This is a genomic window from Thermorhabdus hydrogeniformans (genome assembly GCF_049310025.1).
Taxonomy (GTDB): domain Bacteria; phylum Bacillota; class Thermosediminibacteria; order Thermosediminibacterales; family Tepidanaerobacteraceae; genus JBJYKD01.
In genome coordinates this window covers 92,510-105,090 of sequence record NZ_JBJYKD010000005.1, presented here as the reverse complement: position 1 = coordinate 105,090, position 12,581 = coordinate 92,510, and the positions used below count along the sequence as shown (strand labels likewise).

Annotated in this window: 8 protein-coding genes; 7 read left to right on the top strand and 1 reads right to left on the bottom strand. The window is 43.9% G+C overall.

What is annotated here, in order from left to right:
• The first annotated feature begins 65 nt into the window (after positions 1-65).
• Together ACKX14_RS03930 and ACKX14_RS03925 are read left to right on the top strand one after the other, a co-directional pair.
• The gene (locus tag ACKX14_RS03930; protein WP_422444859.1) at positions 66-1,001 is read left to right on the top strand and encodes a prenyltransferase; all 936 of its coding nucleotides are present in this window, start codon (positions 66-68) and stop codon (positions 999-1,001) included.
• A gap of 178 nt (positions 1,002-1,179) precedes the next feature.
• Entirely contained in the window at positions 1,180-1,791 is a 612-nt protein-coding gene (locus ACKX14_RS03925) for a TetR/AcrR family transcriptional regulator (protein WP_422444857.1), read from the top strand.
• Here the strand turns inward: ACKX14_RS03925 and ACKX14_RS03920 are convergent.
• Positions 1,788-2,036, bottom strand: a complete 249-nt coding sequence (locus ACKX14_RS03920) for a hypothetical protein (RefSeq protein ID WP_422444855.1) — start codon at positions 2,034-2,036, stop codon at positions 1,788-1,790. The two genes, ACKX14_RS03925 and ACKX14_RS03920, sit on opposite strands and share 4 nt — an antisense overlap.
• A gap of 428 nt (positions 2,037-2,464) precedes the next feature.
• On the opposite strand from ACKX14_RS03920, the gene ACKX14_RS03915 reads away from it, so the two are divergent.
• The 5 genes from ACKX14_RS03915 (at position 2,465) to ACKX14_RS03895 (ending at position 12,561) form a co-directional block, all read left to right on the top strand.
• Complete coding sequence (locus ACKX14_RS03915; protein WP_422444854.1) at positions 2,465-6,310, top strand: S-layer homology domain-containing protein; 3,846 nt, start codon at positions 2,465-2,467, stop codon at positions 6,308-6,310.
• Positions 6,311-6,986: 676 nt separating this feature from the next.
• Positions 6,987-7,253 carry a DUF4160 domain-containing protein gene (locus tag ACKX14_RS03910; protein ID WP_422444852.1) on the top strand — a complete coding sequence of 89 codons (267 nt, stop codon included), beginning with the start codon at positions 6,987-6,989 and terminating at the stop codon, positions 7,251-7,253.
• A 13-nt stretch (positions 7,254-7,266) separates the two neighbouring features.
• Positions 7,267-7,506, top strand: a complete 240-nt coding sequence (locus ACKX14_RS03905; protein WP_422444850.1) for a DUF2442 domain-containing protein — start codon at positions 7,267-7,269, stop codon at positions 7,504-7,506.
• Between the two features lie 664 nt (positions 7,507-8,170).
• Complete coding sequence (locus ACKX14_RS03900) at positions 8,171-9,418, top strand: efflux RND transporter periplasmic adaptor subunit (RefSeq protein ID WP_422444848.1); 1,248 nt, start codon at positions 8,171-8,173, stop codon at positions 9,416-9,418.
• Positions 9,419-9,438: 20 nt separating this feature from the next.
• Positions 9,439-12,561 carry an efflux RND transporter permease subunit gene (locus ACKX14_RS03895; RefSeq protein ID WP_422444846.1) on the top strand — a complete coding sequence of 1,041 codons (3,123 nt, stop codon included), beginning with the start codon at positions 9,439-9,441 and terminating at the stop codon, positions 12,559-12,561.
• Positions 12,562-12,581: the final 20 nt, after the last annotated feature.

Genomic DNA, 12,581 nt, shown 5'->3' with positions numbered 1-12,581 from the left:
ATTGCCATTTGCTGCCGCGTCTGATAAAATTAAATTAAAAAAGAGTTTTCAAGGAGGAACATTTCATGACGGGGGATTTTGCAAGATTGTGGAGAGGATTCTGGCAGCTGGCGGACCCCAAAATCTGGATCGCCTCCACGATTCCCATGGTGGTGGGGGCCGCCCTGGCTTACGGATTAGAGGGCGTTTTTAACCTGTACTGGTTCATATGCAGTCTTGTCGGCGTTTACCTTATCGAGATCGGGAAAAACGCCATCAACGAATTTGTGGATTATGAATCCGGCGTGGACCGTTTTGTGACACCGGACAGAAGGACGCCCTTCAGCGGCGGGAAAAAAACCATAGTTGACGGGCTTTTGACCGTAAAAGAGACACGGGCGATAGCCGTCTTCACCATGCTTGGAGGAGCCGCGGTAGGCCTTTATATAACTTTTTTCCGTGAACATATAGTATTCTGGTTGGGGATTGCGGGTTTTTTGCTGGCAACCTTTTACAGCCTTCCGCCATTCAAATTTTGCTACAGGGGCCTTGGAGAATTTGTGGTGGGCTTAGCTTTCGGCCCGCTGATCCTGTCGGGGAGTTACCTGGTACAGGCCCACAAACTGAAAACCGAGGCCGTTATAGCTTCCATGGCCATAGGTTTTCTGATAACCAATGTGCTCTGGATAAACCAGTATCCCGACTATGAAGCGGACAGTCTTGGAAACAAAAAGAACTGGGTAGTGAGACTTGGAAGAAAAAGCGGGGTCAGAGTTTACACCCTGCTGTATGTCCTGGCCTATCTGTCGCTGGCGGTTTTAATCATTTTCACGCGAAATCCGCTGTGGTTACTGGCATGTTTGGGCGTCCCCTTTGCCCGCCGGTCCGTGGCCGTAGCAAGGCGGTACTACGATGATATACCCAGGCTGGTGGAGGCCAATGCAAAAACAGTCCAGGTCTACCAGCTGACGGGTCTCGGTCTGGCTGCGGCGGCAGTTTTATCTAAAGTGACCCTTGTATGAATCTTTTTTTGACAAATTGTGTAAAGCCGGAATAGTAGAGACCCCGAAGGGGGTTTACCCTCTCGGGGCCTTTTTTACACTCTGATGGTATTTACCTGGCGTTTGGAGCTGATTTGACCCGTTTGAAATAATATTTTATAATGTAAAATAGTGAAACTATTGAAAAGGAGCGGGAAAAGTGAGAAGGAAGAAAAGAAGGAAAAGTGAGGACTTAATCGATAAACGTAGACATCAGATACTGGAAGCCGCTGTAAAAGTATTTTCAGAAAAAGGATTTGAAGGTTCTACCACAAAGGAAATCGCCAAAAAGGCCCGGGTCTCGGAAGGAACAATTTTCAGATATTTTAAAACAAAAAAAGACATACTCCTGAATTTGATAAACATCCTGACTGAAAAATCGCTGTTTCAGTTCATAGAAGATGTAGAACAGGGACTCGATACGAGACAAGCATTGAAAAATTTATTAAAGCTGCACTACAGGCTGATAATACAGAACTTCGAACTTTTAAAAATCATTTTTTATGAGATACAGTTTCACAAAGAGTTAAGGGAAGAATTTTATAAAAACGTGGTATCCAGGGTGCTGTCCATACTTGAGAAAAACATTGCCGAACAGAAGATAAGAACCGATGTAGACCCGCAACTGGCAGCACAGACGCTCCTGGGAATATTTATCGGGATAATCATGGTGCGAACAATGGTAGAAGAGCACGAAGGTCGGCAGGACGAGGATAAAATTATATCCAATATTTTAGACATCCTGTTCAACGGCATAAAGAAGCGGGATTAAGATTTGAATTCATTAAAAAGAAAATCCACCATGCCGTCGATTTCACTTTCTCCTGCTTTAAAATCTTTTACATTTCCAGAAAGCAGCGCCCTGAACAATGTACTGAAGTATGACAGTGCCAGCAAATTGGACAATATTTCAGGCTTTACTTTAAAATTTTCGCCTTTTTTTTCCTTTCTTTTAAGGCATATCCTGATGCTCCTTTCAACCTGTCTGTACTGTTCCTCAACAAAATTGCTCTTCATTTTATAACCCCCTTGATGAGTGATTAATCACTATCAATAAAATTATACCATATATAATTAAGAACCGATATTAAATTTTAAATGTAAAAATAAAAAGTGATTAAATACTCAAAATATAATTATGTGGTGATTCCCGCAGACCGCTTATAAACGAGGGTTAAAGATTTATTACAATTTTATTACAAACACAAATTATGTGTTGACAAAACAAACCGCCGTCTCTATACTATAAATGTAAGCAATCACTCATTTATATTGACCTCTCTCAAAGAGAGGTATACTCAAATCCTCTTTTTGATTTACCCTCCCTTCATCTTTTGCCGAAGGGAGGGGTTTTAGAAAAATTACCTATATCATGGCCAGGAGGTGGGATAAAAAGTTTTTTTAAAATCAAATTAAAATAAATTAATTTAAAAGGGGGTTTATAAATGTACAATCTAAAGCGCATGAAGAAACTGTTTGCCATCCTCACGGTATTGGTATTTCTGGCGGGGATAGCAAGCACCGGCTTGCCGAAGACCGCATTGGCGGCGAGCAATGACAATGAGGCAGGTACGGTCGATGTAAAGAAGCTGACATCCGACATAACCGACAAAGACGTAAAAGATGCAGTGTTAAGGCTTGCTGCATTCGGAATAGTAAACGGCATGGAAGACGGCAAGTACCATCCGGATGAAGTTGTGACGAGAGAACAGTTTGCAAAAATCCTTGTCACTTCACTGAAGATGGATGCCGCCGCAAAAGCAGCCATGGGCCGCAGCAGCTTTAAAGATGTGGAGGCCAGCAGGTGGTCCGCGGGATACATAAACGTAGCTGCAGGCCAGGGTCTCGTCAAGGGCTATCCAGATGGGACCTTCAAGCCCGATGCCAAGGTGAGCTACGCCGAGGCCATCACCATGCTGGTAAGGGCACTGGGCTATAAAGATTCCTTCTTACCGGGAGCCTGGCCGGGCAATTACCTGGCGAAAGCCGCTGAAAAGGAAATTACAAAGTACGTCAAATTCAGCGACCCCACAGGAGGAGCCACCAGGGGCGATGTGGCCATCCTTGTGAACAATACTCTTGACGCCAAAGTGGTTAAAGTCGATACCTATGAGGCAGGCGGCACGAAGTATTATGAGTCTGACAAGACCCTCCTGGAGGATAAGCTGAACATAACGAAATACGAAGATGTAAGGATTATCGCCAACAGGAGAATCGACGACGGCCTTGACGAAGAGGAGGTCAGAGTAAAATTCCTGAAGGATTCCGAAGACGACAAATACGATGAAGGCGAAGAAAAAGAATTTGACATGATCTACGGTCTGAACGTCGAAAATGTCCTGGGCGAGGAAGTGACCATTTACCTCAATGACGATGATGAAGTCGTATACGCCGAAAGAGAATATGACGACAAGCCCTACTTCGACTACATCGAAGGCGTGGTCTTTAAGAGCGATAAGAAGACCGTCGACAAGCTCAGCCTTGTAAAGGCCGATGATGATTACGCCTTTGAAAAGGATGCTGTAATCTATGTGATGGACGGTGATGAGTACAAGACCGTTGAATACGACGAAGTCACCGATGCCAGCAAGCTGGTAGGCAAAGTCGGTAAGTTTGTTCTGAAGAACCGCAAGATCGTGTGGGCAGAAATCATGTCTTCCGGAGAGACACAGCCCTGGATGATCGTAACCAAGAATGATAACGGGATGCTGTATGGTATAGTTGCCGACGATGACGAATATGATATTGACCTCAGGGAAGGCGAGGATTACGACGGAGTTATAGTCCTTGACCTGGAAGGCAATATACTCAGTGTTGACGACATCGAAGAAGGCAACCTCGTATACATTCAGAAACAGGATATCGGCGGCGACGACTATGCTGTAGTAAGGGTAGTAAAGGACAACATCGTTGAAGGTAAACTCTCCAGCGTAAAGGACGACAGGATCAAAATAGACGACAAAGAGATCAAGGTAGTTAAATATAACCTAGATGGCACGACCTATGAAGCCTACTACAGTGTAAACGACGGCGAAGACATCTATCAGTATATCCTGGAGAACTCGGATGTATCCGATGACATGGAAGACGCCGATGAGGAAACTATCGTTGCCTATACAGACGCGGTTGGCAGAATCGCCTACTTCGTGACCAAAGCCGAAGCCACTTCTGGATACATGTACGGTATAGTTACGAAAGTATATGCTGATGGCGACAAATTGAAGATATTCACTGTTACTAACGATGGAACCGGCGACGAGATAACCTATAATATGGAAGACGACGACAATTTAACTGAAAATGGTGCTTTCGCCCTCAATCAATATGGGCAGAAGACAAAAGATAAGGCTACTGTTGTAGAAGGTGCTATCGTCAAATTCAAACTCAACAAAGACGGCGAAATTGCCGAAGATGAAATCTATGTAATGGATCCCAAGAATGTATGGAGGATTAACTCTACTAACGATTTTGGAAAAGATTACTTACCAAAAGCACAAAGATACGAAGCCTATACGTATGATAAAGATGATCCTTCCGGAGCGAACATTAAACCCTCGGGCACTGCAAAAGAGACCTATACTTTCTCCGTCGATGACAATGTAAAAATAATCGACGCAGAAGGATATGTATTTAACACTACCGGCAAAAAGTATAAGATCGCAGATAATATATGTGCATATTGGGACGATACTGACGACTTCTCCGAAGCCAAATGGGAAGATCTAAAGGATGCCAATGGTATTGACGGCTATTTCTACGTATTCACCGATGATGACAACAAGACAGAGGCCAAAGGAGTAATATTCATCGGTAAAGGTTCTGGTGCCGCTGCAAATGATGAGATGGGCATCTATGTCATCGACACCTGGATGAAGGGCGGCGACAGGTATGTTGAATACCAGTCTTACGATGGCGATGTGGAAGAAAGAAAACTCGACGACGAAGACATGCTCTATGCCAATGATGAACATCCATACATCGGCAAAGTAAAATCCGACGGTACACTTGAGATAATCGAACCGGGTAAATCAGAAGACGAGTTCGATATCTACTACGGCAAGGTTATCGACAGAGACGCTTCCAGCCTTGAAGTAGGACCTGTAGTCAAGGTAGCCGGTCTTGACAGCAATGACAATTTCATAGCGGGTGAAAAATCCAATGATACCACGTTTAGAATATCCAGCAAGACAATAGTTTACGAAGAAGATAACAAGAAATCCACATCTAACATCAGAAAAGGTGACGTAATAATCTTCGTAGTAGAAAAAGGCTCCAATGTCAGGGTGATTGAGAGGCTCATCGACAGCGAAAAGGCCGAGTTTGATAAGAAGCTAGAAGAAACTACAGGAACTACACCTGAAGAAGAAACAACAACAACAGACATAGTAACTTATATTAATACTACAGTTAAAGCAGGAACTGACAAGATAGTTAAAATTACATTACCCGCAGATAACACAGATGTATACAAAGTTGTAGCATTTAAGGCTGATGGATCACCAGCAAATAGTGGAGTATCAACATTAGTAAGCAAAGAAATAACAGCAACTGAACTTGGAATAGCTAATCCAGGTGCAGAAGAAGCAACATATGTAGTAAGAGTATACAAACTTGTTGGTGCTAACGAGGTTGAAATCTCAAGTAAAGTTGTTAAGAATACAGATGTTACAAAGCCAGATGTAATTTCTGCTCAATTAACCCAACCTAATGTAGTAGGTGCCACTGCAACTGCAACTATAAATAATCAAATAGAAGTTGTTGCCGTTCAAGCAGGAACTGCTGGAAACAATTATACAGTAGAGTTAGTTAATGACAGTGCTAGTCAGAGCCTTTCTGTAGCATTTAACAGTGGTACAAAGACTGTTACAGTTAAATTAGCTACAGATGAAGGTAATATTACATCAACATTGGAAGATGTAGTAGATGCAGTAAATGCTGACCCATTCGCAAGCACGGTAGTTAAATTGTCAGTTAGCGAAGGAGTAGACGCATCAAAAATAGCAAATGTAGGAACCGGTACAACTAGCGGTGGCCAAGATGCTAAAGATGCAAAAATAACTTTAGTATTTAGCGAAACTATGAAAGCTGACACTACAGCGACGATAAAAATAGAAGGTAAAACATACATTGGTAGTGTATCATGGTCATCAGATTCTAAAACAGCTGTAATAACAATTTCAGCAGATCAATTTAATACTGCATTAACTAGTGGTGATGAAGTAGAATCTATTAGCTTAACTGACTTAGCAGGAAATATAGTAAATTTAACAACACCCGTTGAATTACAATAAGCTTAAAATGAAAATTCATTGAGAACCCACAAAGTTCTCAACTAAAAAAGGACCCCGGCGGAGAAATCCAAAGGGGTTCTTTTTTACCCTTACGGCCTTGGGAGCAATCCTGAGTGCCAGGGATCTTTTTTTCTATGCAGGGAAAACAAGGGGGACGGTTATTATGGTTGACAAGGGTGCAAAAAGAGAAAGCACTGGAAACCAATATAAAGAAACAGTAAGAATAAATTTTGAAAAATTTTTTTTAGAAGTAGACGGAGCAATATCTCGCTCTGATAAGTAATCCACGGAGTAATACCAGGATGGTGCTTTGCTCAGGGAATGACCACATATTTATGCAAACGACATAAAAATATTTGATTATCCCCGGTTTGAAAAACCATTAATAAACTAATCAGGGAAAATGCAGAAAAAATAGCAAAAGAAAATGGCCTGCAGATTGAATTTATCTGAAAGGCGGGTGCCTTTGGCATACTCAAGGCAGCCAACCGAAGGTATCTGAAGTTTTATTTCTACATTTGACGATCCAGGTGAGGACCTGAATGAGAACGAGAGGAACGGTTTTTGTGGTTTATGGGGACATAATTTCCATTATCGGAATGAAGCAAGCTATTCTGGATTTCTGAGACTCATATGGTATAATAGAAGTGTAAAAAAGAGATTAACAGGTGATAAAATGCCGACGATTAGTATGTTTTTTGGAATAATTATTAGAATGTATTGCGCGCCAGATGAACATAACCCACCACACTTTCATGCCTACTACCAAGATTACAAAGCGGTTATCGATATCAACTCTTGTGAGGTCAGGGAGGGCAATTTGCCTAAGAAGCAGCTCAAATTAGTGCTAGCCTGGGCAGAGTTAAGAAAGGAAGAATTATTAGCCAACTGGAGATTGGTCATGAATGGTGAGCCGCCGTTTAAAATTGAACCATTAAAATAGGGGGTGATAATCTATGTACTTATCCGTTATTGACGTAAAACCTTTACAGGATTATAAGCTTCTTCTGACTTTTGAAAACGGGGAAAAGAGAGTATTTGATATGAAGCCTTATCTGGATAAAGGCATTTTTCAAGAATTAAAGGATGAGAAAATCTTCAGATCAGTACGGGTCAGTTTTGATAGCATTGAATGGAGCAATCAGGCAGACGTTGATCCAGAGGTGCTTTATGAAAAAAGCAAGGTTTATCAGTAAAACAAACCATAGGACACAAAAAAACAAAAACAGAAACAAGTACGTATTATAGCCAAACAAAAGCCCCACAGGGTATAAGCTAATCATCAAGCCTCCCTGCGGGGCTTTTTTTGTGGTGTGAGAAGAATATGGCCGACAACGAGGAAAGTTTCTTGTGGTTGACAAGGTTAAAACAAGAGGGACGGTTCTTATGGTTGACAGTGTGGCGTAAAGAGAAACCACCGGAAACCAATATGAAGAGGCAGTAAGAACAACTTTTGAAAAATTTTCTTTTAGAAATAGAAAGGGTAGGCTATCAAAAAGTACAGATTATTGACACGCTTCTTCTAAATGATTATTATATTAAGTGAGCACTCACTAAAATTAAAGGTTATAATATATTTTCTTAATCTCCTCTCGAAGCGATTTATAAATAATGAGGCAAGCCGGGGGTGTATATCCCCTCGGTCCATTTTTGCAATAATAATTAATTTATTATTTATTTATTATTTATGCAACCAAAGGGGGGATATTTTTTACAAGGTCAAAGTGACCGAACGGTCGGTACTATTATAGAGTTTTCATTCTCTATAAATAAGGAGATGAATTGCGGTCGATAAATGATCAGTTATGTGGGTGGTAGTTTCCCAATATCAATTACAGCAAGGTAAAAGGGGTGTATTTTATGGAGTTTTGCAGAAAAAACAAAATAACAGCTTCGCTATTGCTGTTCTTCTTTATAGCATCAATATTCTTTCTTGCCGGATGTTCCAAAAAAAAGCAGGAGGAAATAAAAAAAGAATCTGCGGTGCCGGTAAAAGTGATGGAAACAAAAAGGGATAGAATCGAGGATGTGGGGATTTATACCGGCCAGATTGATGCGGAGGATGAAGTAAAAGTCGTAAGCAAGCTGTCGGGAAGAGTAAAGGAAGTAAATTTTGAGGTGGGGGATTATGTAAAAAAAGGAGATGCTCTGGTAATACTCGAAACTGACGAATTATACGACCAGCTCTCCCAGGCGGAGGCGACTTTGGCGCTGGCCAGGGCCAATCTCGCCGCCAATGAGTCGGGGACGCTGCCTCAGCAGCTGGAGCAGGCAAAGTCGGCATTTGAGCAGGCGGAAGATAATTATTTGAATACAAAGGCAGACTACGAGAGGATGAAGGCTCTGTATGAAGCTAATGCGATTTCCAGGCAGTCCTTTGATGGCATGGAACTAAAGTACAGAGTAGCAAAGAGCCAGTATGAAAGCGCGAAGGAACAATTGAGGCTGACCCAGGAGCGCCTGCCCAAAAATATTGAAGCACTGAGGGCTCAGGTGGCTCAGGCCCAGGCTCAGGTAGAGCTGATAAAGACAAGTATAGAAAATTCGGTGGTGAGGGCGCCGGTATCGGGCAAGATTTCATCAAAACAGATAAATCCGGGAGAGATGTGCCAGGCAGGAATGCCGCTGGGGACAATAGTTAATATAGACAGGGTCAAAGCCGTTATAGAAGTGCCGGAAGAGGATATTAACAGGTTAAATATAGGACGGGAAGCCACAGTGAGTGTAGATGCTCTCGGTAATAAAGGTGCCATCAAAGGCAAAATAAGTGTCATATCACCCGCATCGGGGGCCAACGGGCTGTTTCGGGTGGAAATTGAGATAGAAAATAAGGATTACGGGTTAAAGCCCGGAATGTTTGCAAAAGTGAATGTGGTCAGAGGCGTAAAAGAAAATGTGATTACCGTGCCCAAGGACGCCGTACTTATTAAGAAAAACGGTTATACAGTGTATGTTGTGAAGCAGGGCAAAGCGGAAGAACGCCTTGTCAGGATCGGGATCACAAACGGAGACAGGGTGGAGATTACGGAAGGTCTGAAGGAAGGAGAGACTGTCGTCACAAGCGGCCAGAACATGCTTACGGAAGGGTCTGCGGTGAAAATTCTGTGAAGCTATAGCGGGGTGAAATCATGAAAATTATAGATGGGGTGTTAAAAAGGCCCGTAGCCACATTCATGGCAGTGCTCGTCATCCTTATCCTCGGCTTTGTTTCGCTGAGCAGGATGCAGGTGGACTTGCTGCCCGATATACAGCTTCCGACGGCTGTTATCATAACCACCTACCCCGGGGCAAGCTCCGAAGAAATAGAGACAATGGTGACAAAGCCGATAGAAAAAGAAATAGCGGGTGTGGAAAATATAAAGAGCATATCTTCATCCAGTGAATCCAATGTTTCCATGATTACAGTGAGTTTCAACTGGGGGACGGACCTTGACACCGCTACAACGGATATAAGAGAAAAAATAGATATGGTTAAAGGTACTCTGCCGGATGATGCAGACGATCCCATGGTAATTAAATATGACCCGTCCATGTTGCCTGTGCTCATTTACGGCATGACCGGCGACAGAGACCCGCTTTTAATGAAGCAGATAGCTGAGGATTTGATAGAAAAAAGGCTTGAGAGGGTAGAGGGCGTGGCAGGCGTTCAGGTGGTGGGCGGGCTGGACCGCCAGATAAGGGTCTTGCTCTCACCTCATAAGATGAATGGGTACGGAGTAAGTATCGGTCAGGTTATGCAGGCTCTTGCAGCCAATAACCTGAACGTGCCCGGCGGGACGGTGGACTACGGCAGCAGAGAGTTTATAGTGAGGACAACGGGCGAATTTGAAAGCATTGATGAAATAAAAGACCTTGTGGTGGCCAACAGGCAGGGAGCCATAGTTAAGCTGAGCGATATAGCCGAGATTAAGGATGCTACGGAAGACAAAAAGACGTATTCCAGAATAAACGACCGTGAAGGCCTGAGGATCCTTATACAGAAATCCAGTGATGCCAACACGGTGGCGGTGGCAGATGGAGTAAAAAAAGAGCTTGAAGCCATCAAAAAAGATCTGCCCACTGGGATAAAACTTTATCAGATCATGGACCAGTCGGACTTTATAAAAAGGTCCATAAGCAATGTGATATCAAACGCCATACAGGGCGGTTTGCTGGCGGTAATAGTTCTTTATCTTTTTTTACATAATTTCAGGTCGACACTGGTTATCGCCATTTCTATTCCCATTTCAATTATAACCACATTTGTCGTTATGTACTTCAGCGGCATTACGCTGAATCTCATATCCCTCGGCGGCCTTGCCATGGGAGTAGGTATGCTGGTGGACAACTCCATAGTCGTGCTTGAGAATATATATTATCACCGACAGCAGGGTATGAATGGCATGGAAGCAGCTTCCGCGGGCGCCGGTGAGGTCATGCTTGCTATAGCGGCGTCGACGCTGACCACGGTGGCGGTGTTTTTGCCGATTGTTTTTGTAAAAGGTCTTGCGGGAATAGTTTTCAAGGAAATGAGCCTCACCATCACATTCTCTCTTTTGTCTTCCCTGCTAGTCGCAATTACAATAGTGCCATTGCTGAGCTCGCGTCTGGTCAAAGTCACCGGTGTAAGCGAGAAAAAACGGGGCTTTCTTGCCGGAATATTCGATGGAATGGACAGATTTTACCAGAGTATTGAGGAAAAATACGGGAAGCTCCTTGCGTGGGCCCTTAGCCATAGAATGACTGTAATATTTACCATCGTCGTTCTTCTTATCATCAGCGTGGCAGCTGTGCCTCTTGTGGGTACAGAATTTTTCCCGGAGACCGATGAAGGCAGGATATCAATCAATGTGGAATACCCTCTTGGCACAAAAGTGGAAAAGACCGATGAACTGGTTAAATCCATAGAGCGCATAGTGGCTTCGATACCGGAAGTTCAAATGTATTCATCACAGGTTGGGACAAACACAATGAAGAGCTTCCTCGGAGCAGGAGGGAGCGGCGAAATAGCCAGCATGGATGTGCGCCTGGTTCCGGTTAGTGAGAGGAAGAGATCTACAAAGGACGTGGTGGAAGAAATCAGGCAAAGAATTGGAGAGGTCCCGGGAGCAAAAATCGAGTTAAATAGCTCCACCACCATGAGCATGGCAAGCTCTGCTGCGTCAGGAAGCAATAAGCCGGTTCAGGTGGCCATAAAGGGGGACGACTTTGCCACCCTTGAGAATCTTGCCAAAAAAATTGAGGCTGTGGTCAAAAAAGTGCCGGGCACCCGGGATGTGGAAACGTCTATGGATGAAGGAAGACCCGAGGTCCAGATAAAGGTAGATAAGGACAGGGCTTCGTACTACGGGCTGGATGCCAGCCAGGTGGCACAGGCTGTAAGGATTGCAATAAACGGTGCTGAGGCGACCAAATACAGGGTGGCCGGAACGGAAGTGGAAGTGAACGTTCAGCTCAATGAGCTTTCAAGGAAAACCCTTGAGGACCTTGAGGGGATGACATTGATGTCACCGTCGGGCGTCAGCGTGCCGCTCAGAAATATAGCCAGATTTAAAATCACTGCAGGCCCAAATACAATCAATCGTGAAGATCAGCAGCGAGTGGTGTATGTGACGTCCGATATTTATAAAAGGAGCCTGGGAGAGGTGATAAACGACATCAGGTCAGCGATTTCTACGGTCAATTTACCTGAAGGCTACAGCGTGAGTTTCGAAGGTCAGAACAAAGAAATGGAAGAATCGTTTGCGGACCTGTTCCAGGCGATGCTACTGGCGGTGTTCCTTGTCTATGCGGTGATGGCGGCGCAGTTTGAATCGCTGCTTCATCCCTTCACCATAATGTTTGCAATTCCGTTCTGCACTACGGGCGTCGTTTTTGGACTCCTGCTGAGCGGAAGGGCTTTCAGTGTGCCCGCATACATCGGCATAATAATGCTGGCGGGCATTGCGGTCAACAACGCCATTGTGCTGGTGGATTACATTAACCAGTTGCGGGCAAAGGGTAAGACGGTCAGAGAAGCGATAGTTGAAGCCGGTCCAAGGAGGCTCAGGCCCATCATGATGACCACCCTCACCACGGTTCTCGGCCTTTTACCCCTTGCCCTCGGTATCGGCGAAGGCGGTGAAATTCAGGCGCCCCTTGCTGTTACAGTCATGGGGGGATTGACTGTCTCAACCCTTTTGACACTCGTGGTTGTGCCTGTCCTTTACTCCATATTTGAAGATATTTATGCAGGGGTGATGGGGAGAATAAGGATTAAAAAATGCGCTTGACGCGGTATAAGGCCCATTAT

What these genes read in the sequence shown, in the direction of transcription:
- ACKX14_RS03900 (WP_422444848.1), top strand. Translation starts at nt 8,171, where the DNA reads ATGGAGTTTTGCAGAAAAAACAAAATAACAGCTTCGCTATTGCTGTTC.
- ACKX14_RS03920 (WP_422444855.1), bottom strand. Translation starts at nt 2,036, where the DNA reads ATGAAGAGCAATTTTGTTGAGGAACAGTACAGACAGGTTGAAAGGAGC.
- ACKX14_RS03895 (WP_422444846.1), top strand. Translation starts at nt 9,439, where the DNA reads ATGAAAATTATAGATGGGGTGTTAAAAAGGCCCGTAGCCACATTCATG.
- ACKX14_RS03910 (WP_422444852.1), top strand. Translation starts at nt 6,987, where the DNA reads ATGCCGACGATTAGTATGTTTTTTGGAATAATTATTAGAATGTATTGC.
- ACKX14_RS03930 (WP_422444859.1), top strand. Translation starts at nt 66, where the DNA reads ATGACGGGGGATTTTGCAAGATTGTGGAGAGGATTCTGGCAGCTGGCG.
- ACKX14_RS03905 (WP_422444850.1), top strand. Translation starts at nt 7,267, where the DNA reads ATGTACTTATCCGTTATTGACGTAAAACCTTTACAGGATTATAAGCTT.
- ACKX14_RS03915 (WP_422444854.1), top strand. Translation starts at nt 2,465, where the DNA reads ATGTACAATCTAAAGCGCATGAAGAAACTGTTTGCCATCCTCACGGTA.